General features: G+C 63.1%; 25 protein-coding genes and 1 tRNA gene. 15 read left to right on the top strand and 11 right to left on the bottom strand.

Going from position 1 to position 21832, the window contains the following annotated elements; translation table 11 throughout:
- Positions 1–2: 2 nt before the first annotated feature.
- The 3 genes from NKJ58_RS15285 to NKJ58_RS15275 are packed head-to-tail and all read right to left on the bottom strand — an operon-like array spanning position 3 to position 984.
- Positions 3–416: a hypothetical protein gene (locus NKJ58_RS15285; RefSeq protein ID WP_023700978.1), complete on the bottom strand. Its 414-nt coding sequence runs from the start codon at positions 414–416 to the stop codon at positions 3–5.
- Complete coding sequence (locus NKJ58_RS15280; protein WP_352853399.1) at positions 403–765, bottom strand: hypothetical protein; 363 nt, start codon at positions 763–765, stop codon at positions 403–405. The genes NKJ58_RS15285 and NKJ58_RS15280 overlap by 14 nt, the downstream gene beginning before the upstream one ends.
- A 12-nt stretch (positions 766–777) precedes the next feature.
- Positions 778–984 (bottom strand): helix-turn-helix transcriptional regulator, encoded by a 207-nt coding sequence (locus NKJ58_RS15275; RefSeq protein ID WP_023700980.1) that lies wholly within the window; start codon positions 982–984, stop codon positions 778–780.
- A 578-nt stretch (positions 985–1562) separates the two neighbouring features.
- Between NKJ58_RS15275 and NKJ58_RS15270 the strand changes: the two genes are divergently transcribed.
- On the top strand, positions 1563–2039 hold the full coding sequence (locus tag NKJ58_RS15270; protein ID WP_156951466.1) for a hypothetical protein: 477 nt from the start codon (positions 1563–1565) through the stop codon (positions 2037–2039).
- A gap of 31 nt (positions 2040–2070) precedes the next feature.
- On the opposite strand, the gene NKJ58_RS15265 is transcribed toward NKJ58_RS15270, so the two are convergent.
- Complete coding sequence (locus NKJ58_RS15265) at positions 2071–2199, bottom strand: hypothetical protein (protein ID WP_352853397.1); 129 nt, start codon at positions 2197–2199, stop codon at positions 2071–2073.
- Here NKJ58_RS15265 and NKJ58_RS15260 point away from each other — a divergent pair.
- Entirely contained in the window at positions 2198–2914 is a 717-nt protein-coding gene (locus NKJ58_RS15260) for a hypothetical protein (protein WP_023700984.1), read from the top strand. The two genes, NKJ58_RS15265 and NKJ58_RS15260, sit on opposite strands and share 2 nt — an antisense overlap.
- Positions 2915–3071: 157 nt before the next feature.
- On the opposite strand, the gene NKJ58_RS15255 is transcribed toward NKJ58_RS15260, so the two are convergent.
- A tRNA-Ser gene (locus NKJ58_RS15255) sits at positions 3072–3161 on the bottom strand.
- A gap of 359 nt (positions 3162–3520) precedes the next feature.
- Here NKJ58_RS15255 and NKJ58_RS15250 point away from each other — a divergent pair.
- The 4 genes from NKJ58_RS15250 (at position 3521) to NKJ58_RS15235 (ending at position 6499) form a co-directional block, all read left to right on the top strand.
- Positions 3521–4267: a DUF2569 family protein gene (locus NKJ58_RS15250; protein ID WP_352518407.1), complete on the top strand. Its 747-nt coding sequence runs from the start codon at positions 3521–3523 to the stop codon at positions 4265–4267.
- Positions 4268–4383: 116 nt separating this feature from the next.
- Positions 4384–4707, top strand: a complete 324-nt coding sequence (locus NKJ58_RS15245; protein WP_023691865.1) for a hypothetical protein — start codon at positions 4384–4386, stop codon at positions 4705–4707.
- 251 nt (positions 4708–4958) lie between these two features.
- Positions 4959–5948, top strand: coding sequence for a BMP family lipoprotein (locus NKJ58_RS15240; RefSeq protein ID WP_023683177.1), 990 nt, complete (start codon positions 4959–4961; stop codon positions 5946–5948).
- 89 nt (positions 5949–6037) lie between these two features.
- Positions 6038–6499 (top strand): GNAT family N-acetyltransferase, encoded by a 462-nt coding sequence (locus NKJ58_RS15235; protein WP_023683178.1) that lies wholly within the window; start codon positions 6038–6040, stop codon positions 6497–6499.
- Here NKJ58_RS15235 and NKJ58_RS15230 read toward each other — a convergent pair.
- Both NKJ58_RS15230 and NKJ58_RS15225 read right to left on the bottom strand, forming a co-directional pair.
- Positions 6494–6883 carry a hypothetical protein gene (locus tag NKJ58_RS15230; RefSeq protein WP_023683179.1) on the bottom strand — a complete coding sequence of 130 codons (390 nt, stop codon included), beginning with the start codon at positions 6881–6883 and terminating at the stop codon, positions 6494–6496. The two genes, NKJ58_RS15235 and NKJ58_RS15230, sit on opposite strands and share 6 nt — an antisense overlap.
- A gap of 13 nt (positions 6884–6896) precedes the next feature.
- Complete coding sequence (locus tag NKJ58_RS15225) at positions 6897–7103, bottom strand: SlyX family protein (RefSeq protein WP_196813821.1); 207 nt, start codon at positions 7101–7103, stop codon at positions 6897–6899.
- Positions 7104–7324: 221 nt separating this feature from the next.
- Between NKJ58_RS15225 and NKJ58_RS15220 the strand changes: the two genes are divergently transcribed.
- The 6 genes from NKJ58_RS15220 to deoA all read left to right on the top strand — a co-directional run bounded on the left by NKJ58_RS15220 (position 7325) and on the right by deoA (position 13618).
- Complete coding sequence (locus NKJ58_RS15220) at positions 7325–8857, top strand: ABC transporter ATP-binding protein (RefSeq protein ID WP_023691861.1); 1533 nt, start codon at positions 7325–7327, stop codon at positions 8855–8857.
- Complete coding sequence (locus NKJ58_RS15215) at positions 8854–9993, top strand: ABC transporter permease (protein ID WP_023686470.1); 1140 nt, start codon at positions 8854–8856, stop codon at positions 9991–9993. Before NKJ58_RS15220 ends, NKJ58_RS15215 begins: the two co-directional genes overlap by 4 nt.
- A 1-nt stretch (position 9994) precedes the next feature.
- Positions 9995–10966, top strand: a complete 972-nt coding sequence (locus tag NKJ58_RS15210; RefSeq protein WP_023683182.1) for an ABC transporter permease — start codon at positions 9995–9997, stop codon at positions 10964–10966.
- A 109-nt stretch (positions 10967–11075) separates the two neighbouring features.
- Complete coding sequence (gene cdd, locus NKJ58_RS15205; protein WP_023714063.1) at positions 11076–11468, top strand: cytidine deaminase; 393 nt, start codon at positions 11076–11078, stop codon at positions 11466–11468.
- A gap of 12 nt (positions 11469–11480) precedes the next feature.
- The gene (locus NKJ58_RS15200) at positions 11481–12299 is read left to right on the top strand and encodes a purine-nucleoside phosphorylase (RefSeq protein WP_352853394.1); all 819 of its coding nucleotides are present in this window, start codon (positions 11481–11483) and stop codon (positions 12297–12299) included.
- Positions 12299–13618, top strand: coding sequence for a thymidine phosphorylase (gene deoA / locus NKJ58_RS15195; protein ID WP_023740922.1), 1320 nt, complete (start codon positions 12299–12301; stop codon positions 13616–13618). Before NKJ58_RS15200 ends, deoA begins: the two co-directional genes overlap by 1 nt.
- A 9-nt stretch (positions 13619–13627) precedes the next feature.
- Here the strand turns inward: deoA and NKJ58_RS15190 are convergent, their stop codons facing one another.
- From NKJ58_RS15190 to NKJ58_RS15180, 3 genes are all read right to left on the bottom strand, one after another.
- A complete protein-coding gene (locus tag NKJ58_RS15190; protein WP_352518403.1) occupies positions 13628–14191 on the bottom strand; it encodes a TIGR02281 family clan AA aspartic protease in 564 nt (187 codons plus the stop codon).
- A 129-nt stretch (positions 14192–14320) separates the two neighbouring features.
- Positions 14321–14950 carry a uracil phosphoribosyltransferase gene (gene upp, locus NKJ58_RS15185; RefSeq protein WP_023671129.1) on the bottom strand — a complete coding sequence of 210 codons (630 nt, stop codon included), beginning with the start codon at positions 14948–14950 and terminating at the stop codon, positions 14321–14323.
- 128 nt (positions 14951–15078) lie between these two features.
- Positions 15079–16050 carry an adenosine deaminase gene (locus NKJ58_RS15180; RefSeq protein ID WP_023704052.1) on the bottom strand — a complete coding sequence of 324 codons (972 nt, stop codon included), beginning with the start codon at positions 16048–16050 and terminating at the stop codon, positions 15079–15081.
- A gap of 134 nt (positions 16051–16184) precedes the next feature.
- On the opposite strand from NKJ58_RS15180, the gene ubiE reads away from it, so the two are divergent.
- The 3 genes from ubiE (at position 16185) to coaBC (ending at position 20101) form a co-directional block, all read left to right on the top strand.
- Complete coding sequence (gene ubiE / locus NKJ58_RS15175) at positions 16185–16961, top strand: bifunctional demethylmenaquinone methyltransferase/2-methoxy-6-polyprenyl-1,4-benzoquinol methylase UbiE (RefSeq protein WP_023833596.1); 777 nt, start codon at positions 16185–16187, stop codon at positions 16959–16961.
- Between the two features lie 31 nt (positions 16962–16992).
- A complete protein-coding gene (ubiB, locus tag NKJ58_RS15170) occupies positions 16993–18567 on the top strand; it encodes a 2-polyprenylphenol 6-hydroxylase (protein ID WP_023755055.1) in 1575 nt (524 codons plus the stop codon).
- 67 nt (positions 18568–18634) lie between these two features.
- Entirely contained in the window at positions 18635–20101 is a 1467-nt protein-coding gene (gene coaBC, locus NKJ58_RS15165) for a bifunctional phosphopantothenoylcysteine decarboxylase/phosphopantothenate--cysteine ligase CoaBC (RefSeq protein ID WP_023744160.1), read from the top strand.
- Positions 20102–20221: 120 nt separating this feature from the next.
- On the opposite strand, the gene NKJ58_RS15160 is transcribed toward coaBC, so the two are convergent.
- Entirely contained in the window at positions 20222–21658 is a 1437-nt protein-coding gene (locus NKJ58_RS15160; protein ID WP_023740927.1) for an MFS transporter, read from the bottom strand.
- Between the last annotated feature and the right edge of the window lie 174 nt (positions 21659–21832).

Below are 21832 nucleotides of genomic sequence, written 5' to 3'. Positions count from 1 at the left end.
AATTAGACCGGCTCAAGCGGGACGCTTTCGTCAAAGAAGCCGCGCCGCCTAAGTTCCGCCTCCGCCAACGCCCTCGCGCGCGCTTCGAGGGCCTGCTGTTCAGCGCTGGGCTCGACGCCCATGATCCGCATCGTCGCGTCGATCGCACGACAAGCTTCCAGCAACGCCGCCATTGGGTCGAGCTTCGCGGGCTCGATCTCGGCCAGCCACTCTTTATGGTGCTCAACAAAGAGCCGCCGGAACGCCCCTTCCACTTCGACCCAGGCAGCCGCCAGCCACATCAGCGCCATCATCACAGCCGGCACATTGTCGGACGCAGCCATCACTTGGCTCGCCAAGTCGCCATCGGCGAGACGAAGCCCGGCGAGAATACGCCGAGCCTCGACCTGTGTGCTTTTCCGCCTAGCCTTCGGCATGGCCGTTCCCCTTGATCAGCCCGATAAGCCAATCCCTCGTTTCAGTGTCTTCGCCCGCTATCGCCACGATGACGTGCGGTGCGCCGGCGGCTTTAATCCGCTGTTGCTTGGCCTGTGTTTCGCGCTGGAGTCCCAGATCGCGCCTATTGCCTTCCTGCATCTCGCCGCGCCAAGGCTCTGCGCCATAAGGCACCTCGTTCTTGTGGGCACCCTTGTAAAATTCCTTGTCGGCCATGAAGTCGACAAAGGACTCGTAATATTGTCCACGACGCGGCGCCGAGGGTGCGGGACCTTTCGGGTCCGGGGCGATGCCCTTCTTGAGGGCGCTGAAAGATGTTTCGTCGGCCATGTGCGTTCCTCCTTATGCCGCTGCGGCATCGCGCTGGGCGATCTTGCGTTCTTGCCATTCGGTCACGTCCGCGAGCCGCCACGCGACTGCCTTCGCCCCGATCTTGATCGGCTTGGGAAAATTCCCCTCCTTCATCTGTTCGTAAAGAGAGCTGGTCTTTAGCCCAGTGAGTCTTTCGACATCTGGGCGGCGGATGAAAGTATTACTTTCGTTACTCATTGGGCTTTCTCCTAGTCGGCAGTATTGCCAATTACACAACGCAATAATACCAGACAATTCCGCGTGGAAAATCCCGGAAATGGCGGTTTGTCCTTTTTTGTCCCCTAGATTTTCCCTGCGACACAACGTCGCACAACGTGGAGCCATACTTTGAACTACATTTTTATTTGGGTTCTTGGATTTCTGCTTTCCTCCGCGACTCCTAGTGAGTAGAGATTGCAGGCGGAGTCCCACCTGGGGCACTTGCGCGGGGAGTCGGATGTATGGGCTTTGTGCCGCGCACTAAAGCCATACCAGACCTGTACAGCTTGCTCTCCAATACGCCGCTAGCCCGGCGTTCGCTCCGAAGGTGGCGAGGCTATGCCTCAAACGCGGTTGGGGGATGTTATCTGGTTCAAGCGCGGCATAGTTGGTGTCTACCCCGAGCGCCATGACCGGTTGCTTGCAACGATGAAGGCAAGCGCCTTGCCTATCGGCGAATTGGTGAAGCCAGTCACGCCTAAGCAGAAAGCGCGCCGACTCCTACATTTGCGAAAAAAGAAGTAAAGTCGTCATCTCTCGATTCTTGGAGAATGGCGATGGTTGGTGAAGTCTTCGCGGGAATAAGCGCATTTAAGACCATGTTCGATTTGGCGAAGGCTCTTAAGGAGATGGACGCCGCGAACATTCGGAATAACGCCGTCATGGATTTGCAAGAAAGGATCATGACGGCTCAAGCAGCTTATGCGACGTTGGCCGGCAGCGTAGGCGAGCTTGAAGCACAGGTGAGACGCTTCGAAACATGGGAGGCTGAGAAACAGCGCTACCAGCTTGAGGAGCTGCCACCCGGCATTCTTATGTACCGTCTGAAGGCTGGTATGGAGAACGGCGAACCGCCTCATAAGATATGTGCCAATTGCTATAACAAAGGCATCAAATCGCTGCTGCATAATCGCGGTCAAGCTAATGGCCTCACTCATTGGAGGTGTCATTCCTGCGGTTTTGATGAGAAGACAGGAACCTTCATTACGCCCCAACGGGGCAATCGCGGCGGCGGCGGTTGGATGGCCAGTTAATGGCTACTTTGCCTTCGCGTTCTGAGAACGTTTAGCCCGTCTTGCTTCCGGCTTTTTCCTTCGCAGCTTTATCGCCGTGCGGCTTCGGTGGCGTCTTCAACAGGCGACGCAAAACCTCGTCGCCCTTTTCCAGGTCTTTGTCCTTGGGGGTTTCTGGCATGGCTTCAGACCTAGATGAAACCCAAGATCGCATAACGTGGTGCGGCAATCGCAGCTTGACGCTTAGCGCGCAGATCGATCAGTTCATAAGTTCCGGCGCCTATCACATATCGCACGAAGTGGACGCGGATAGCGGAGACGGCACCTTTTACGTCCAGCTAGTGAAGAAAATACCTTCAGACTTTCGCATAGAGGCCGGCAGTATCGTGCATGAATTACGCGCCACGCTAGACAATCTAGCGTGTGTTCTGGCGATTAGGAACGGCAAGAGTGCTCAAAACACTTACTTTCCCATATCCCGATCGCTCGCCATCTTCGAGGACGACGGGATCAAACGCAAACTCCGCAATCTTTCGGATGCAGACAGAGAGACCATTGCCACGTTCAAACCCTATGACGGTGGCAATCAACTGCTCTTCTCCCTCCACGCCTGCGACCTCGTTCGAAAGCATCAAAGGCTGATCGCCTCGTCCAGCGGAATCAAACGATTCGCCCTCGGAGAGGCGCGAATTACATCCCTCGCGCTTCTGGGTGCGAGCACCATCACCGAGAAACGACAACCCTTCGCGAGAGTCGGAAAGGGTTCCTACATCGATTTGTCCGTAGGGATCGATCTTAGCTTGTCCGAACCAGAGTTCATTCGCGGACGCCCAGTCTCGACCGTGCTAAGCGATTTCACGCGCCATGTTCAGGCGATAGTGGGCATCTTCACCTGAACCATAATCCGTGCCGGCCTGTCGCGACTCATTCAATAGGAATTATTCCCGGTACGTCAGGTGTATAAATAGGAAAATATTCCTATGTGGGTAGGAATGTGGGATCGTGGCAGCGACCCTTATAACTTGTTGATTTTGTTGGATTTTCCTCGATAAATGGCGGAGAGAGCGGGATTCGAACCCGCGTTACGGTCTCCCGTAAACACACTTTCCAGGCGTGCGCCTTCAACCACTCGGCCACCTCTCCGTCCTTGCATTCGCGCCGGCCGGTTTTGCCACGCGGGTTGGGGAGATGCATCCCTTTGGGATTTGCGGGAAGACCCGCTTGATGGACACCGCCAACCAGCGGATGCCCTTCCCGGCGCCCGTCATTCAAACAGACGCGGGGCTCATCTAGTCGATCCGGCGCCGAATGCCAAGCCATAACGGCAGTCTATTCGCTTTGCCGGCCACGCATCGTTTCGCGGGGCGTTGAACGGCTCCGCTTCTAAGGCGCTTCGGTTCTGAATGGTGTGCACGGGCAAGGCGGCAGGGCCGGCCGCGCTTGACTTCGCCCCTCGCCACCTGTCGAGTGCGGCGGAGGCTTTGCGGGGGCAACGTCCAGACATGACCTCGAGCAATGAACAGCCGGCCAGCGGAACGCCGGCCGGAGGCATTCCAGGCGGGCTGACGCCCGCAGGGCCTCCGGACAGCGGGCTGTCCTTCGTGCCCGTGGTCTGGCTCCTCTTCGTCATGGCATGGTCGGTCTACTGGCTGGTCTCGGCGCGGTGGCTGTTGGAGAGTTCCAGCGTGCCGGACAGGATCTTCTATTTCGTGCTTGGCGGACTGGCCTTCGACATCGTCACCATCGTGTGGGGGCTTTATCTGCTCGGCCTCGCCTTCAGCCGTTCCGCGCGCTTTCCGCGTCATTTCACCATCTGGCAGATCACCACCATCGCCTGGCGGCTGGCCGAGCAGGTCTATGCGCTGACCGTGCCCGATTTCACCGTCTCCGCCAGGGAGCTTGCGATCGCCGCCACCGAAATCGTCATCGGCCTTTTTTGCATTTACTTGCTGCGCCGCCGCGACGAGGCCAAGGCCTTTTATGCAAGGCCGGAAGCGCAGGCACCGTCAGCCTTTAGTTCGATCGTCGCCGCGCTGGCCGGCATCACCCTCGGCGCCGTCGTCGGCGCCGTCGCCGGCTTCGCGCTCGGCGCGGGGATCGCCGAAGCCACCGACATCAGCTGTTTCGAAGGCGGCTGCGGCTACTTCGCGGTGTTCATCGGCCTTGCCGGGCTGGTGGTCGGGGCCATTGGCGGCGGCGTCCTCGGCGTCTGGCTCGTCCATCGGCGGAGCCGAAAGGTGGCCATATAGGCGGGCGATAGGCTTCAAATTCGCGTATGGCGATTGCACGCCGGGCGTGCGCATTCTATTCCTCGCCTTTGACCGGAAGGTCCTCGGGAGGAACTTGAGGACCGGGGAAGATTTCGATGCTGCGTTTTTTGTTTCGCCTCGCGGCCATGGTCGCACTCTCGGTCGCCGTCATCATGGCCGTGCTCGACGCGACGCGCTCGGTGGCGGCTTCCGCATTGGTCATGACGCCGCTGAATTCGAGCTGGCTGGCGGTTTCGCCCGACACCCGCGCGGCCTTCGAGACCTTCGTGCGCGCCAAGGTCAATCCGATGATATGGGATGGCGGCATCGCCTGGGTGCTTGCCCAGCCCGGGTTTGCCGTGTTCGCGGTGCTTGCCTTCATCCTCTATGCGATCGGCTACCGGCGCCGGCGGCGCGGCGGAGAATTCGCGCCGGGCTGATGGGTTGTCCCAGCGGACTTGCGACGACAATGTGGCAATCGCCCACAGCTGTCACCGTCTTGGGCATGTTTTTCCAACGGGGGGCATGCTTTTCCAAAAGGTCAAAATTCCGCGTGAATTTTGTTTCGGGCCGTGCCAGATTGCCTTGAGCGGGGGGGAGTACACTCCTGGCTGATGCCGCATGCCTGCCGGAGAACCGGGCAGGCGGACGGCGCGTAACGGAAAAAAATAACCGACAGGGTGTGGATCACATGAAACGTATCGTTCTCGGCCTCCTGGCCGCAACCGCAATGGTTCTTCCGGCTTTCGCCGCGGATGTCCAGCCGGCCATCCTCTACGATCTCGGCGGCAAATTCGACAAATCCTTCAACGAGGCTGCCTATCACGGCGCCGAAAAGTTCAAGACCGAGACCGGCACCGCCTATGTCGAGTTCGAAGTGTCGAACGCCTCGCAACGCGAGCAGGCGCTGCGCCGCTTCGCCGAGGACGGCCGCAACCCGATCGTCATGGCCGGCTTTGCCTGGGAGGATGCGCTGAAGGTGGTCGCGAAGGAATATCCCGATCTCAACTTCGCCATCATCGACGATGCCGTCGATATGCCCAATGTCCGCTCGCTTGTGTTCAAGGAAAACGAAGGCTCCTATCTTGTCGGCATCCTGGCGGCGATGGCCTCGAAGTCCAAGAAGGTCTCCTTCATCGGCGGCATGGACATTCCGCTGATCCGCAAGTTCGAATGCGGCTATGTCGGCGGCGCCAAGGCAGCCGGTGCGACCGACGTCATCCAGAACATGACCGGCGACACGCCCGCGGCGTGGAACGATCCGGCCAAGGGCGGCGAGATCGCCAAGACGCAGATCGACCAGGGCTCCGACGTGGTCTATGCCGCGGCCGGCGGCACCGGTGTCGGCGTGCTGCAGGCGGCGGCGGATGCCGGCAAGCTCGGCATCGGCGTCGATTCCAACCAGAACGGCCTGCAGCCCGGCAAGGTGCTGACCTCGATGCTGAAGCGCGTCGACGTGGCCGTCTACACCGCCTTCATGGACGGCAAGAACGGCACCTTCAAAGGCGGCCTGCAAAATCTCGGCCTCAAGGAAGGCGGTGTCGACTACGCCATGGACGACAACAACAAGGCGCTGGTCACCGACGAGATGAAGGCTGCCGTCGAAAAGGCCAAGGCCGACATCATCGCCGGCACGATCCAGGTGCACGACTATACCGCCGACAACGCCTGCCCGTATTGATCTGTATCCATTAGAGTTGAAACCGCCGGGCGAGAGTCCGGCGGTTTTGTTTTTGGGTTTTGACGGGGGCCGCAACTTGAGAGGCGAGAGTGAAGCCGACCATCGGACCGATGACCGAACGCGATGTTGATGCAGTGGCGCGACTGCGCATCGCCGCCTTTTTCGAGGGCAGCGCAAGAACGCTGAATGAGGACGTCGCCGGGCTTCGCGAGTTGCTCAATGGAGATGGCTTCGAGGCGGCGCTTGTGGCGCGGATAGGGGAGGTCCCGGTCGGGACCTGCCTGCTGGTTCGCCACGAAATTGAACCCGCGCATGAGCTGACGCCTTGGCTGGCGGGATTGGTCGTCGATAGCGACCACCGCGGCAAAGGGATCGGCCGCGCGCTGGTTGCAGCCATCGAAGCGCATGCAACCGCGATCGGTGTGGAGAGGACCTACCTCTATACGTGGGTGGCGCGAGACTTCTATGCCGGGCTCGGTTGGGCAGTGGTCGAGTCGTTTGAGCAGGACGGCTCCCCGATGCTGCTGATGTCGCGCGAACTCGGCCTATAGCTGTCCGACGAGATAACCCAGCGCGAATACCATGATCAGCGCGATGGCGATGACGGCGCCGCGTCGGCCACCGAGCGAATGCACGCCGACGCCATAGGGCTTCCGCTCCAGTCTGCCGATCACCGGCTTCGCTTCGTCGTGGCCGACCACACGCATCTGCGGCAGTTCGGCGATGCGTTGCGAAATCAGCCGCCAGCGATCGCCGTCGCCCGAGGGCCGCCCCGTGCGGTCGAAGACATGCATGCACTCGGCCAGCCGCATCACCGTGTCGCGGAAGGCGGGATCGATCTCCAGGTCGCGCTCGGCACGTTCGCGGTCGCGATCGTTCATCAGGCCAAGCACATAGTCGCCCGCCCGCGCAACGCGATCGCTTTCACCGGCCATCGGCTTCTCCTTGTTACCAGTGCGGCGGTTTGGTTATCGGCACGTCGGGGGCCGACTGTTCCTCCAGCGCCATGAAGCGCCCGGTCAGCGCATCGAGCTTGCGCTGCATGCGTTCGATCGCCGTCCACTGTTCGGCGATCTGGCCCGACAGTTCCTCGATGGTCTTTTCCTGCTCGGCGGCGCGGATTTCCAGCGTCGTCAGCCGGTCGACAGGCATGATCATTCGAAACTCCCTAGGTCTTGGTGCACGCAGTTGCAGCATGATGATGCGACTGTTGACCCTTGCATATTAGTGAATGTGAAGGTCTGCGGCCACGTTCGAAATTGACAAGCGCACCGGGATTTGTCGAGAGTGGCCACTGCGCCGCCAATTGGCACGGGTGGGGCATCATGCTAGGCGTTTTGACCAAGCGATAAAAAAATAAGAGTGGGACAGGCTGCATGGCGCAAGCCGCAATCGAACTGATCGGCATCAACAAGAGTTTTGGCGCCGTTCGCGCCAATCGCGACATCAATCTGGAGATCGCACGCGGCACCATCCACGGCATCGTCGGCGAGAACGGCGCCGGCAAGTCGACGCTGATGTCGATCCTCTACGGCTTCTACCAGGCCGACAGCGGCGAGATCCGCGTCGGCGGCAAGCCGGCGTCTATCAAGACTTCCAACGACGCCATCGCGCTCGGCATCGGCATGGTGCACCAGCACTTCATGCTGGTCGACAATTTCACCGTGCTGGAAAACATCATCCTCGGCGCCGAAAGCGATGCGCTGTTGAAAAAGAGCATCGCCAAGGCGCGCTCCGAACTGGAGCGGCTCGAGCGCGAATACGGGCTGGAAGTCGATCCCGATGCCATCATCGAGGAATTGCCGGTCGGCCTGCAGCAGCGTGTCGAAATCCTGAAGGCGCTTTATCGCGGCGCCGAAATCCTGATTCTCGACGAGCCGACGGGCGTGTTGACGCCGGCCGAGGCCGACCATCTGTTCCGCATCCTCAGGCAATTAAAGGACCAGGGGAAAACGGTGGTGCTGATCACCCACAAGCTGCGCGAGATCATGGCCATCACCGACAATGTCTCGGTCATGCGCCAGGGCACGATGGTGGCGACGCGCGAGACCAGCAAGACGACAGTCGGCGAACTGGCCGAACTGATGGTCGGGCGGCGCGTGCTGCTGCGGGTCGAAAAGGGCGAGACGGAGGCCGGCGCGGTCAAGCTCGCGGTCAAGAACCTGACGGTTAAAGACCAGCGCGGCGTCACCATGGTCGACGACATCTCCTTCGATATCCGCGCCGGCGAGATCGTCGGCATTGCCGGTGTCGCCGGCAACGGCCAGTCCGAACTGCTCGAGGCGATTTCCGGCATCAGGCGCGCGGTTTCCGGCTCGGTGATGCTCGATGGCAAGCCGATCGACCTGACCGGGGCCGCCGATCCCGGCGAGTTGCGCGACCGTGGGCTCGCCCATGTGCCGGAGGACCGCCATCATGTCGGCCTGGTGCTGGCCTTCGAGGAGAACGAGAATTCGATCCTCGGCTACCATGACGACCCGCGCTACCTCAAAGGGCCGTTCCTCAACATCGACGCCATCATGACCGATGCCAAGGACAAGATCGAGAAATACGACATCCGTCCCGGCAATCCGCGTCTGAAGACGGCGAATTTCTCCGGCGGCAACCAGCAGAAGATCGTGCTGGCGCGAGAAATGGAGCAGGATCCCGGTGTTCTGATCGTCGGCCAGCCGACGCGCGGCGTCGATGTCGGCGCCATAGAATTCATCCACAAGCGGCTGATTGCCATGCGCGACCAGGGCAAGGCGGTGCTGGTGGTGTCGGTCGAGCTCGACGAGATCCGTTCGCTGTCGGACCGCATCCTGGTAATGTTTGCCGGGCGCATCGTCGGCGAACGTGGCCCCGAGGCGACCGAAGGCGAGCTTGGCCTGCTGATGGCAGGCGTCGACCGCCAGGAGGCGGCAGAGTGAGCACGCCTTACGCCAAACTGCCGGCCTGGGCCGATTATGGGCTGATCCCGCTGATCAATCTGTCAGTGGCTTTCATCGTTGCCGGTTTCGTCGTCATGCTGGTCGGCGAAAACCCGTTTCGTGCCGCCGTCATCCTGGTCGAGGGCGCTTTCGGCAAGGGAACCGGCATTGCCTTCACGCTGTTCTATGCCACCACCTTCATCTTCACCGGCCTGTCGGTGGCGGTGGCCGCGCATTGCGGCCTGTTCAACATCGGGACCGAGGGCCAGGCCTATATTGCCGGCCTTGGCGTGGGCGTGGTCTGCCTCGCCTTCGACACTGTGCTGCCGTGGTGGCTGACCTTTCCGCTGGCGATCGTCGCCGGAGCCGCCGTCGGTGCGCTGTGGGCGCTGATCCCGGCCTATCTGCAGGCCAAGCGCGGGTCGCACATCGTCATCACCACCATCATGTTCAACTTCATCGCGGCCTCGATCATGGTCTACCTCCTGGTCGGGCCGTTGAAGCCGGCGGCGTCGCAGGCGCCGCAGACGCGCAACTTCCTCGCCGGCGCCGAACTGCCCAAACTCAACTGGATCATCGAACTGTTCGGCGCCAAGATCCGCTCGGCGCCGTTCAACATCTGCTTCCTGCTGGCGCTGCTCATGGCATTCCTGGTCTGGCTGCTGATCTGGCGCACCAAGCTCGGCTACGAGATGCGCACCTATGGCCACAGCCCGAAAGCGGCGCGCTATGCCGGCATTTCGGAGACCCGCATCATCATCATCGCGATGATGATTTCGGGCGCGCTGGCCGGCATGATGACACTCAACCCGGTGATGGGCGACCAGCACAATGTGGCGATCGATTTCGTCTCCGGCGCCGGCTTCGTCGGCATTGCCGTGGCGCTGATGGGCCGTCTGCATCCGGTCGGCATCGTGCTGGCGGCGATCCTGTTCGGCATGCTCTACCAGGGTGGCGCCGAACTCGCCTTCGAAATGCCGGCGATTTCCCGCGACATGATCGTCATCATCCAAGGCCTGGTCATCCTGTTTGCCGGTGCGCTGGAGCACATGTTCCGGCCCTACGTCCAGGCGCTGTTCGCCTCGTTCAGTCCAAGGTCGGTCGGCATCGAAGCGGTCAAAGGGAAGGGCGCCTGAGATGGACGTCTTCATCGCCATCGTGCAGATCCTGGACTCGACCATACGCCTGTCGGTGCCGTTGCTGCTCGCTTGCCTTGCCGGCCTCTATTCGGAACGCGCAGGCGTTTTCGACATCGGGCTGGAAGGCAAGATGCTGGTCGGCGCCTTTGCAGGTGCGGCCGCCGCTTCGGTCTTCCATTCGGCCTTCCTCGGTCTCGGCATGGCGATCGTGATGTCGGTCGCCTTTGCCTTGGTGCACGGCTTCGCCTCGATCACCCATCGCGGCAACCAGATCGTCTCCGGTGTGGCCATCAACTTCGTCGCCGCCGGCTCGACAATCATTCTGGGCCAGGCCTGGTTCCAGCAGGGCGGGCGCACGCCGGCGCTGCAGCCGGGCGAGCGTTTCGAGGCCATCACTCTGCCTGGTGCTGCCGCGATCCACGACGTGCCGATCATCGGGCCAATCTACTCCGAGCTGCTCTCTGGCCATTCGATCCTGGTCTATCTCGCTTTCGCCATGGTGCCGTTCACCTGGTGGGTGTTGTTTCGCACCCGCTTCGGCCTGCGCCTGCGCGCCGTCGGCGAGAACCCGGCCGCCGTCGACACCGCCGGCATCTCGGTCGCCTGGCTGCGCTACCGGGCGCTGATCTGCACCGGCGTGCTGACCGGCATTGCCGGCGCCTACCTCTCGATGGTGCAGAATGGCGGCTTCGTGAAGGACATGACCGCCGGCAAGGGCTACATTGCGCTGGCGGCGCTGATCTTTGCCAAATGGCGACCGGTGAACGCCATGTTCGCCTGTCTTCTGTTCGGCTTCCTCGACGCGGCGGCGATCCGCCTGCAGGGTTCGCCATTGCCGTTGATCGGCAAGGTGCCGGTGCAGTTCATGCAGGCGCTGCCCTATGTGCTGACCGTGATCCTGCTTGCCGGCTTCATCGGCAAGGCGATCCCGCCGCGCGCCGGCGGCGTGCCTTATGTCAAGGAACGTTGATCCGGGCGCGCCCAGGAGCACTGTGTCGAACATGCGGCTGGTGCTCGAAAGGCGCCAGGAAAACGCAAAGCGCCGGGTTTTGACCACGATCGTCGGAGAGAACGTCTAGATGTCGCATGATCTGTTCGAAGCCGCGCAGGAGGCCATGGCCAAGGCCTACGCGCCCTATTCGAAGTTTCCGGTGGGTGCGGCGTTGCGCACCGAAGACGGCCGTGTCTTCACCGGCGCCAACATCGAGGTCGCGTCCTATCCGGAAGGCTGGTGCGCCGAGACCACGGCGCTCGGCCATTACATCATGGGCGGCGGCGGCAAGATCGTCGAGGTCGCCGTCATTGCCTCGCGCATGGCCAAATGCTCGCCCTGTGGCGGCTGCCGGCAAAGGCTGGCGGAATTCTGCCGGCCGGACACAAAGCTCTATCTTTGCGACAACACCGGCGTGGTCGAGACCGTGACCATGGGCGACATGCTGCCCTACGGGTTTCGTGGCGACATTTTGAAGTGAGAGTTGGCTGATATGAAGGAAGCTCTGGACCACCTCGTTGAAAGGCTGGACGGGTTGGCGCCGACAACGGCGATGGTGCTGGGGTCGGGCCTTGGCGGGCTTGTCGACCAGGTCGAAAATGCCGTGCGCATCTCTTATGCCGACCTGCCGGGTTTCCCCCGCAGCGGGGTGACTGGCCATGCCGGCGAGGTGGTCGCGGGGCTTTTCGCCGGCACGCCGGTGCTGATGCTGTCCGGCCGCGCCCATTATTACGAGCACGGCGTTGCTGCTGCAATGCGGCCGGCGCTGGAGGTGCTTGCCGGCATCGGCATCACCAAGCTGATCCTTACCAATGCCGCCGGCTCGGTCGATCCCGACATGCTGCCAGGATCGGTGATGCTGATCACCGATCACATCAATTTCTCCGGCTCCAACCCGCTGATCGGCGAGCCGAGCGACCGCCGCTTCGTCGGCCTGACCGAAGCCTATGATGCCGGCTTGCGCGCGGCGATCGAACGGTCGGCGAAGGCGACAGGGACGGCGCTGCACAAGGGCGTCTATATGTGGTTTTCCGGTCCGTGTTTCGAAACCCCTGCTGAAATCCGCATGGCCCGCGTCATGGGCGCCAATGCGGTAGGGATGTCGACCGTGCCGGAGGTCATTCTCGCCCGCTTCCTTGGGCTTCGCGTAGCCGCCTGTTCGGTGATCACCAATCTCGCCGCCGGGATGACCGGGGCGGAACTGTCGCACCAGGAGACCAAGGACATGGCGCCGATCGGCGGCGCACGGCTGGCGACGATCCTTGCGCATGTGTTCCAGGATGGGTTGCCGGAGCCGAAGGGCGCTGCCTGATGCTTCCGCAGGAAATCATCCGCCGCAAGCGCGACGGCCAGAAACTGTCCCCGCAGGAGATTTCGGCCTTCGTCGCGGGCGTGACTTCGGGCAGCGTCTCGGACGGCCAGGTCGGCGCCTTCGCCATGGCCGTGTTCTTCAACGGCATGAACCGCGACGAGGCGGTGGCGCTGACGCTCGCCATGCGCGATTCCGGCGATGTGCTCGACTGGTCGGACCTGCCGGGTCCGGTCACCGACAAACATTCGACCGGCGGCGTCGGCGACAATGTCTCGCTGATGCTGGCGCCGATCGTCGCCGCTTGCGGCGCCTATGTGCCGATGATCTCCGGCAGGGGCCTTGGGCATACCGGCGGCACGCTGGACAAAATGGATGCCATCCCAGGCTATATCAGCCAGCCGGATATCGCGCGCTTCCGCAAGACCGTGCTCGAGACCGGCTGTGCCATCATCGGCCAGACCGCCGATCTCGCGCCCGCCGACCGTCGCCTCTATGCGATCCGCGATGTGACCGGAACGGTGGAATCGGTGCCGCTGATCACTGCCTCTATCCTGTCGAAGAAACTGGCGGCCGGCCTGCAGTCGCTGGTGCTCGACGTCAAGGTCGGCAATGGCGCCTTCATGGAGAAGTCGCGCGACGCGACAGCACTTGCCAACAGCCTGGTCGAGATCGCCAACGGCGCCGGCCTGAAGGCCTCGGCGCTGGTCACCGGCATGAACGAGCCGCTGGCGTCGGCGGCCGGCAACGCGGTCGAGGTGCGCAACGCCGTCGATTTCCTCACCGGGAGGCTCCGCGACAAGCGACTGGAGGATGTGACGCTGGCGCTGGCCGCCGAGATGCTGCAATCGGCAGGGCTGGCGTCGTCCAATCAGGACGGTCTCAGGCGCGCGGCCGAGACGCTGGCCGGGGGCCGCGCCGCGGCCGCCTTCGCACGTATGGTCGCAGCCCTTGGCGGTCCCGCCGATTTCGTCGAGAAGCCGGAAAAATACCTGCCGAAAGCGGCGGTGGAGTTTGCGGTCAAGGCGGCAGGCAACGGCTTTGCCACCGGCATTGCCACCCGCGATATCGGCCTTGCCGTGGTCGGGCTCGGTGGCGGGCGTACGCGGCCGGACGACAGGATCGACCATGCGGTCGGCATCACCAGGCTGCTGCCGCTCGGCGCCGAGGTGCGGACCGGCGAGCCGCTGGCGCTCGTCCACGCCCGCACGCAAGCGGAGGCCGAAGCGGCCGCAGCCGCCGTGCTTTCGGCCTATACGATCGGGGCGTCGAAACCAGCCGCCGACAAGACTGTCATCCGGCGCGTGCTGCCGCGCGGGTAGCGGAAGGCGCTACTGCACCAGCAACAGTGTGCCGTTTTCGACCTGGTATTTTGCCAGCCGCTGCAAAAAGCTCATGCCGATCAGGTTGGTGCGCAGCGCCTTGTCGTCGAGGACCACGGCCTGGATGTTGTCGACGCTGATCTTGCCGATCTGCAGGCGGTCGATGTTGACCACAGCGGCCCTGATCGCGCCATTGGCGGTGTTGACCTGATGGCTGAAATCCGACGGGTTGAGCGAGATGCCGATGCGGCGCGCCGTCGAGGTGTTGATGGCGACCAAAGTGGCGCCGGTGTCGATCATGCCGTCGACCTGGCGGCCGTTGAGCTTGAAGGCGGAGGTGAAATGGCCGCGCTCGTCAGCCGCCACCAATACTTTGCGCCCAGTGGGCAGCGGTGCGGCCGGCTTGCCGGGAACCGAGGCCATGTTCAGTTCGGGCTGAGGCTGCGCGGACGGCTTGCCGGCGACGGTCGACTTCAACAGGTTGTCGAGAATCTGCGGATTCGACTGATAGACGATCGGGATCGATGCCGACGTTCCGGCGAACACGCCCAGAATGACAAGCTTGCGCAGCATGAATGGACCTTCGTGAAGGCCCATTCTTGCCCACGTATGGTGTGTGCCGCTTTAACGCCAACCCGAAACCGCGGCTTTGCGTAAACGGGCGGTAAACGACTGGATGTCAGCTGGCCTTGCCAGCCGCCGTCATTTGGTTCCGTACATGCGGTCGCCGGCATCGCCGAGGCCGGGCATGATGTAGCCCTTCTCGTTGAGCTGGCGGTCGATGGAAGCGGTGAACACGGGAACATCCGGATGCGCCTTGGTGAAGCGCTCGATGCCTTCTGGCGCCGCCAGCAGGCAAAGGAAACGGATGTTGGTGGCGCCGCGCTCCTTCAGCTTGTCGATGGCCGCGATGGCCGAGTTCGCGGTCGCCAGCATCGGATCGACGACGATCACCAGCCGGTCGGCGAGATCGCTCGGCGCCTTGAAGAAATATTCCACCGCCTCCAGCGTTTCGTGATCGCGGTAGAGGCCGACATGCGCGACGCGGGCCGCCGGGACCAGGTCGAGCAGGCCTTCGAGCAGGCCATTGCCGGCGCGCAGCACCGAGGCGAAGACCAGCTTCTTGCCCTCCAGCGTCGGCGCTTCCATGGTTTCCATCGGCGTTTCGATGGTCGTCGTCGTCAGTTCGAGGTTGCGGGTGACCTCGTAGCCGAGCAGGAGCGAGATCTCGCGCAGCAGCCGCCGGAAACCGGCGGTCGACGTCTCCTTCTTGCGCATGATGGTGAGCTTGTGCTGGACAAGCGGGTGGTCGACGACGGTGACGCCCTGCATGGGTTGCTCCAGTGAATGGTGAATAGTGAATAGTGAATAGTGAGCAGGTTTGCGAGTCCCGATGGATCGATCATTGCGGTTGACAGGCCGAACCGCCGGCAAACCAATCACCAGTCACCAGTCACCAGTCACCTCTTCGCATCGAGCCGGGCAAGCAGCGCGCTTTTCGTCTTCCTGTCGACGAAAGCCGCTTCGATCGCCGTCCTGGTGACGGCGGTCAAAGCTTTTTCATTCATGGAGAAATGCTCGGCGGCGATGTCGTATTCGCGCTTCAGCGAGGTCCAGAAATAGGGTGGGTCGTCGGAGTTCAGCGTCACCTTGCAGCCGGCCGCCTGCAGGGCAGGCAAAGGGTGATCGGCGAAACTGTCGTAGACTTTGAGCGCGATGTTGGAGCCGGGGCAGCATTCGAGCACGATGCCCTCATCGGCGATGCGGCGCACCAGGTCGGGATTTTCGATGGCGCGCACGCCATGGCCGATGCGCGAGGGGCGGATGTGGTCGAGTGCGGCCTGCACCGTCTCCCATCCGGTCAGCTCGCCGGCATGGATGGTGATGCCGAGGCCGGCTTCGCGGGCGATCTCGAAGGCCCTGACATAATCCTCCATCTCGCCCATGCGCTCGTCGCCGGCGACGCCGAAGCCGGTGACCAGCGGATTTCCGCAGCGCGCCGCAAAGCGCGCCGCCTGCTCGATCGACTCGACGCCGACATGGCGTACGCCGGTGACGATCATGCGGCCCTCGATGCCGGTCTTGGCTTTGGCGCGCAGCATGCCTTCGCCGAGCGCATCGGTATAGGCCTTGGGCGACAGGCCGGCCCTGACGGCATGGTCGGGCGAGGTGAAGACTTCGGAATAGATGGCGCCGTCGCGGGCAAGGCTGGTCAGATAATGGTCGGCGAGGCGGGCATAATCCTCCTCGGTGCGGAACAGGTCGGCGGAAAAATCATAAGCCGCCAGGAACGAGGTGAAATCATGCCAGACGAAGGAGCCGTTCTGGATATAAAGCGAGGTGTCCTTGCCGTATTTCTGCGCCTGACGGATGACGAGTTCGGGCGCCGCTGCCCCCTCGATGTGGCAGTGCAGTTCTGCTTTCAAAGGCATGCAGTTATCCCGTCTCATCAGTCCAGGCCGTAAAGCCCACCACCTGGAAGCGCGGCCGAACACCGCGCCTTAAACAATAGCGCCCGCACCATCGATCGGCTATGGTCCCGCCGGTTTTATGACGGATCAAAATAATGTCAGTTGAGAGAACCACGGCCGCGGGCGGCATGGAAACCTCCTATGGTTTCAAGAAGGTAGGGCCAGGCGACAAGCAGCCTCTGGTCAATGAGGTTTTCCACAAGGTGGCGAACCGCTACGACCTGATGAACGACCTGATGTCGGCCGGGCTGCACCGGCTGTGGAAGGATGCCATGGTGACATGGCTCAATCCGCCGAAACGTCCGGGCTGGAAAGTGCTCGACGTGGCGGGCGGCACCGGCGACATCGCCTTCCGCATCGTCGACGCCAGCCATGGCAACGCGCATGCCACGGTGCTCGACATCAACGGCTCGATGCTCAGTGTCGGCCGTGACCGCGCGGAGAAAAAGGGCCTGTCCGGCAACACCGATTTCGTCGAGGCCAATGCCGAGGAACTGCCTTTCACCGATAGCACCTTTGACGCCTACACCATCGCATTCGGCATCCGCAACGTGCCGCGCATCGATGTCGCGCTGACGGAAGCCTTTCGCGTGCTGAAGCCTGGCGGACGGTTCCTGTGCCTGGAGTTTTCCGAGGTCGAGATGCCGCTGCTGGACAAAGTCTACGAAGCCTGGTCGTTCAACGCCATTCCGCAGATCGGCAAGATGGTGACGGGCGAGGGCGAGCCATATTCCTACCTGGTCGAATCGATCCGCAAATTTCCCAATCAGCAGAACTTTGCTGCCATGATCACCCGCGCCGGCTTCGAGCGCGTGTCGTTCCGCAACTATTCCGGCGGCATCGCAGCGCTTCATTCGGGCTGGAAGCTTTGAGGCCGGACAGTTTGCAGCAGCAGGGTAGACGATGAGCAGCGTCGGCGCCGCCTTTCGGCTCGCGCGGGCCGGCTGGGTGCTGGTCCGCGAGGGCGTGATCGCAGCACTGCCGGGGGACGAACTCAGCGGCCTGCCGAAATTCGGCTGGCGCATGGCCCGGCTGTTCACCCGCCGCCGCGCGCTCGCTTATGAGCGCAGCGACCGGCTGGCCAAGGCGGTGGTCCGGCTCGGACCCTCCTACGTCAAGCTCGGCCAGTTCCTGGCGACGCGGCCCGATGTCGTCGGCAACGACATGGCGCTCGACCTCGCCATGCTGCAGGACAAGATGCACACTTTTTCGCAGGCGGAAGCGGTGGCGGCGATCGAGGGCTCGCTCGGGCGCAAGATCGGCGAACTCTATACGCAGTTCGGCGGGCCGGTCGCGGCGGCCTCCATCGCCCAGGTCCATCCCGCGCAGGCCATGCATGACGGTGTCGATACCAAGGTGGCGGTGAAGGTGATCCGGCCTGGCGTGCGCCGCCGCTTCTTTCAGGATCTCGAAAGCTATTTCCTCGCCGCCCGGCTGCAGGAGAAATACATCCCGTCGTCGCGCCGACTGCGGCCGGTCGAGGTGACCGAGACGCTGGCGCAAACCACCAAGATCGAGATGGATCTGAGGCTCGAGGCGGCAGCGCTTTCGGAACTTGGCGAAAACACCAAGGACGATCCGGGCTTTCGCGTGCCGTCGGTCGACTGGGAGCGCACCGGGCGCGATGTGCTGACCATGGAATGGGTCGACGGCGTCAAGATGAACGACATCGCCGGCCTCGCGGCGGCGGGGCACGATCTGAAGGCGATCGCCACCAACCTGATCCAGTCGTTCCTGCGTCACACGCTGCGGGACGGCTTCTTCCATGCCGACATGCATCCAGGCAATCTGTTCGTCGAGGCCAATGGCAATATTGTCGCCGTCGATCTCGGCATTGCCGGACGGCTCGGCAAGAAGGAGCGCCGGTTCCTCGCCGAAATCCTCTACGGCTTCATCACGCGCGACTATCTGCGCGTCGCCGAGGTGCATTTCGAGGCCGGCTACGTGCCGCGCCAGCACAATGTCGCGGCTTTCGCGCAGGCGATCCGCGCCATCGGCGAGCCGATCCACGGCCAGCCGGCCGAGACCATTTCGATGGCCAAGCTTTTGACGCTGCTGTTCGAGGTCACCGAATTGTTCGATATGGCCACGCGGTCGGAACTGATCCTGTTGCAGAAGACCATGGTGGTGGTGGAGGGCGTCGCGCGTACGCTCGACCCGGCCTTCAACATGTGGAAGACGGCCGAGCCGGTGGTCGGCCAGTGGATCGCCGGCAATCTCGGGCCGAGCGGCCTGCTGATGGACGCGCGCGACGGCGCCAAGGCGCTGCTGGCGCTGGCCCGCCAGGCGCCCGATCTTGCCGCCCGCACCGAGCGGCTGTCGCGCGAGATCGATTTTATGGCGGAGCACGGCCTCCGCTTCGACGAGGCGACATCGCGCGCCATCGGCAAGGCCGAAGCCCGTTACACCCGCTCGGGCCGGCTGGCGCTGTGGGTGATCGCGCTGACGCTGGTTTACATCGCGTGGAAGCTGCTTTGATCGCTTGCAACGCTAGCAACGGTGGTGCTAGCGTTGCAGTCGCGCTATTGATGTCGCGGAGCAAGTCATGGGCACCATTACTGTCCGCAATCTAGCTGACGACGTGAAGCAGAAATTGCGTGAGCGCGCTGCGGCGCGCGGGGTGTCGATGGAGGAAGAGGCGCGTGATGCGCTTGCCAAAAGCGTGCTGTCGGCGGAAGCCGGCATGCCCGAGAGCGAAACCCTCTATGCAACAATCCGCCGCTTGGTTGAGCCTCATGGAGGTTTTGACATCGATCTGCCCGAGCGAGGTCAATCCACAAAAACGCACAAAACCCTCGACGGCAAGCGCATCCTGCTGATCATCGGCGGCGGCATCGCCGCCTACAAGGCGCTGGACCTGATCCGCCGGCTGCGCGAGCGCGGTGCGGCGGTGCGCGTCGTGATGACATCGGCGGCGCAGGAGTTCGTCACCACGCTTTCGGTCGGCGCGCTTTCGGCCGACCATGTCTTCAGCGAATTGTTCGACCGCAATGACGAGCACGATGTCGGCCATATCCGCCTGTCGCGCGAGGCCGACCTTCTGGTAGTGGCGCCGGCCACTGCCGATCTGATGGCCAAGCTCGCCAACGGCCATGCCAACGATCTGGCCTCGACGGTGCTGCTCGCCACCGACAAGAAGGTGCTGATGGCGCCGGCGATGAACCCGAAAATGTGGTCGCATGCCGCGACGAGCCGCAACCGGGCGACGCTCGCCAAGGATGGCATCGCCTTCGTCGGCCCGGCCAAGGGCGAGATGGCGGAAAGCAACGAGGCGGGCGAGGGCCGCATGGCCGAGCCGCTGGAGATCGTGGCAGTGATCGAGGCACTGCTCGACAGCAGGCCGAAGCCGCTGGCCGGCCGCAGGATCATCGTCACCTCGGGGCCGACGCATGAGCCAATCGACCCGGTGCGCTACATCGCCAACCGCTCTTCGGGCAAGCAGGGCCATGCGATTGCGGCAGCGCTGGCAAGACTGGGCGCGGATGTACGCCTGGTCTCCGGTCCGGTTGGCATTGCCGATCCGGCCGGCGTTGTGACGACGCATGTGGAGACCGCGGCCGAGATGAAAGCGGCCGTCGAACAGTTGTTGCCGGCGGACGCCGCGGTCTTCGTAGCTGCCGTCGCCGACTGGCGCACCGCTGGCACGGCCGGCGAGAAGATCAAGAAGGTGGCGGGCCAAGGCCCACCGGCGCTGCAAATGGTCGAAAACCCCGACATTCTCGCCAGCGTCGGTCATCACGGGCAACGCCCGGGGCTGGTTGTCGGCTTCGCCGCCGAGACGCAGGACCTGATTGCCAATGCCGAGGCCAAGCTGAAGAAGAAGGGCGCCGATTTCATTGTCGCCAACGATGTCTCGCATGAAAGCGGCGTCGGCCCCACCGGCGTCATGGGCGGCGACCGCAACAAGGTGCGCATCGTCTCGAAGGACGGCGTCGAGGAATGGCCTGAGATGGGCAAGGACGAGGTGGCGGCGCGGCTCGCCGCGCTCATCGCCGAGCGTTTGCAAGCCTGAGCGGCCGCCGGTTCCGCAATCGGGCAGGCCATGGTCTTGCAGGCAGCCTTGTGGCCGAGGGCATTTGACGCCGACAGCGCCGGCGGAATGCTGTCGCCAAATTCTCGATCCGCCGTGCCCTCAGCCTGTCGCCAATTGCGGCCGGCGTGCCGCCAAAGCCATCTTCAACGCCGCCAGGCAACCGACAATGCCAAGTGGCACGAAGGCCAGGTACAGCCAGCCGGCGACGTGCGCTGCTGCCTCGCGGTTCAGCCCGTCCGAAAAGCCGCTGGCATTGGCGATGATGCCGGCCATGGCGGCGCCCACGGCGTAGCCGATGCGCTGCATGGTCGGCACGGCGGCCGAGGCGATCGTCTGCTCGCCGTCGCGGGCCGAGGCAACGATGATGCGGGTCAGGAAGGGCCATGACACGCCGAAGCCACCGCCTTGCAACAAAGCGCAGAGCAGGATCACCGGGATCGAGCCGGCGGGGATGGCATAGGCGAAACCGGCGAGGCCGGCTGCAATCATCAGCGCGCCGATGACGAGGATCTGCCGTTCGCGCTGCAGCGGCGCATTGGCGACGGCGATCGACAGGATTGACCAGGCGATCGATTCGGCGGCGATGATGTAGCCTGTGGTCAGGATCGGGATGCCGTGCAGCGTGGTAAGCAGAAGCGGCCCGTAGATGGAAAAAGAGACTGTCGCCACCGAGAAGGCGGCAACCATGCTCATGCCGCTGCCGACCGGCGAGCGCCATGAGAACAGGCCCGACGGGAACAGTCGCGATTGCGGCTTCATGGCGTCGACGAAAACGAACAGCGCCAGGCCGGCGAGGCCGAGGACCAGCAGCAGCGACGATCGAAGCAAGGCGACGTCGACGCCTGCGGTGGCGATCAGCACGACGGCGATGGCGAGGCAGCCAAGTGCTGCAAAGGGGAAGGGCGGCGAGGTGCCGGCGGCGGCTTGCGGCTTCGTCGCTTCCGGCGTGTTCAGGACGATGAAGCTTGCCGATGCCATGGCGATGCCACCCAGCACGAAGACGCCGAAGGCCCAGCGCCAGGACAGGAGCTCGACCATGATCGCGCCGAGCATCGGGCCGCTGAAGGCGGCGACGCCCCAGATCGCCGACATGATGCCGAACAGCTGTGGCCAGATGCTGCGGTTAAACAGCCGCTCGACCGAGACGAAGGCCAGCGACACCAGCGCACCGCCGCCGAGACCCTCGACCAGACGGCCGCCAAGAAACACCGGCATGGACGGCGCGGTGGCGCAGATCAGTGCGCCCACGGCATAGAGCAGGGCGGCGACCGTGACGTTGGAGCGTAGAGCGACATAGCTGACCAGCCGCCCGGCCGCTGCGCCGGCGACAATGGCGCCGAGCTCGTAGACGGCCAGCGACCAGCCGACGAACTGCACACCGGCGAGGTCCCCGACCATGGCCGGCATGACCGTCGCCACCATCGTCTCGTTGGTGGCGTGCAGCAGGATGCCGAGGCTGATGAAGCAGAAGCGCGCGAGGTCGCCGCTTGCCCACAATGCCCGCCAGTCGACCTTGTTGCTGGTGATTTCAGTCATTCTTTTACCCTGCCTTTGCATATCTCGATGCCGGCGCATGGCGCCAGAAGCCAATGGGGGCTTTCCGGCGGGGCCATGCGCGCTGTTTCAGTCAGGCGAGTTGTAAAACCTCAAGCGCAGTTGAGCTCAAGTGGCTTTTTATCGAAGTGCAGACGGTCGAGATTGGCCGGAAAC

It is taken from the genome of Mesorhizobium sp. M0139 (assembly GCF_040322455.1).
GTDB lineage: Bacteria > Pseudomonadota > Alphaproteobacteria > Rhizobiales > Rhizobiaceae > Mesorhizobium.
Note: the sequence above shows the minus strand (reverse complement) of the source record. Positions and strands in the feature narration are given on the sequence as shown.

What these genes read in the sequence shown, in the direction of transcription:
- NKJ58_RS15230 (WP_023683179.1), bottom strand. Translation starts at nt 6,883, where the DNA reads ATGGCCGGTGAAAGCGATCGCGTTGCGCGGGCGGGCGACTATGTGCTT.
- deoA (WP_023740922.1), top strand. Translation starts at nt 12,299, where the DNA reads ATGCTTCCGCAGGAAATCATCCGCCGCAAGCGCGACGGCCAGAAACTG.
- NKJ58_RS15280 (WP_352853399.1), bottom strand. Translation starts at nt 765, where the DNA reads ATGGCCGACGAAACATCTTTCAGCGCCCTCAAGAAGGGCATCGCCCCG.
- NKJ58_RS15265 (WP_352853397.1), bottom strand. Translation starts at nt 2,199, where the DNA reads ATGCCAGAAACCCCCAAGGACAAAGACCTGGAAAAGGGCGACGAGGTT.
- NKJ58_RS15190 (WP_352518403.1), bottom strand. Translation starts at nt 14,191, where the DNA reads ATGCTGCGCAAGCTTGTCATTCTGGGCGTGTTCGCCGGAACGTCGGCA.
- NKJ58_RS15160 (WP_023740927.1), bottom strand. Translation starts at nt 21,658, where the DNA reads ATGACTGAAATCACCAGCAACAAGGTCGACTGGCGGGCATTGTGGGCA.
- ubiB (WP_023755055.1), top strand. Translation starts at nt 16,993, where the DNA reads ATGAGCAGCGTCGGCGCCGCCTTTCGGCTCGCGCGGGCCGGCTGGGTG.
- ubiE (WP_023833596.1), top strand. Translation starts at nt 16,185, where the DNA reads ATGTCAGTTGAGAGAACCACGGCCGCGGGCGGCATGGAAACCTCCTAT.
- NKJ58_RS15250 (WP_352518407.1), top strand. Translation starts at nt 3,521, where the DNA reads ATGACCTCGAGCAATGAACAGCCGGCCAGCGGAACGCCGGCCGGAGGC.
- cdd (WP_023714063.1), top strand. Translation starts at nt 11,076, where the DNA reads ATGTCGCATGATCTGTTCGAAGCCGCGCAGGAGGCCATGGCCAAGGCC.
- NKJ58_RS15180 (WP_023704052.1), bottom strand. Translation starts at nt 16,050, where the DNA reads ATGCCTTTGAAAGCAGAACTGCACTGCCACATCGAGGGGGCAGCGGCG.
- NKJ58_RS15285 (WP_023700978.1), bottom strand. Translation starts at nt 416, where the DNA reads ATGCCGAAGGCTAGGCGGAAAAGCACACAGGTCGAGGCTCGGCGTATT.
- NKJ58_RS15240 (WP_023683177.1), top strand. Translation starts at nt 4,959, where the DNA reads ATGAAACGTATCGTTCTCGGCCTCCTGGCCGCAACCGCAATGGTTCTT.
- NKJ58_RS15270 (WP_156951466.1), top strand. Translation starts at nt 1,563, where the DNA reads ATGGTTGGTGAAGTCTTCGCGGGAATAAGCGCATTTAAGACCATGTTC.
- NKJ58_RS15210 (WP_023683182.1), top strand. Translation starts at nt 9,995, where the DNA reads ATGGACGTCTTCATCGCCATCGTGCAGATCCTGGACTCGACCATACGC.
- upp (WP_023671129.1), bottom strand. Translation starts at nt 14,950, where the DNA reads ATGCAGGGCGTCACCGTCGTCGACCACCCGCTTGTCCAGCACAAGCTC.
- NKJ58_RS15220 (WP_023691861.1), top strand. Translation starts at nt 7,325, where the DNA reads ATGGCGCAAGCCGCAATCGAACTGATCGGCATCAACAAGAGTTTTGGC.
- NKJ58_RS15245 (WP_023691865.1), top strand. Translation starts at nt 4,384, where the DNA reads ATGCTGCGTTTTTTGTTTCGCCTCGCGGCCATGGTCGCACTCTCGGTC.
- NKJ58_RS15275 (WP_023700980.1), bottom strand. Translation starts at nt 984, where the DNA reads ATGAGTAACGAAAGTAATACTTTCATCCGCCGCCCAGATGTCGAAAGA.
- NKJ58_RS15200 (WP_352853394.1), top strand. Translation starts at nt 11,481, where the DNA reads ATGAAGGAAGCTCTGGACCACCTCGTTGAAAGGCTGGACGGGTTGGCG.
- NKJ58_RS15260 (WP_023700984.1), top strand. Translation starts at nt 2,198, where the DNA reads ATGGCTTCAGACCTAGATGAAACCCAAGATCGCATAACGTGGTGCGGC.
- coaBC (WP_023744160.1), top strand. Translation starts at nt 18,635, where the DNA reads ATGGGCACCATTACTGTCCGCAATCTAGCTGACGACGTGAAGCAGAAA.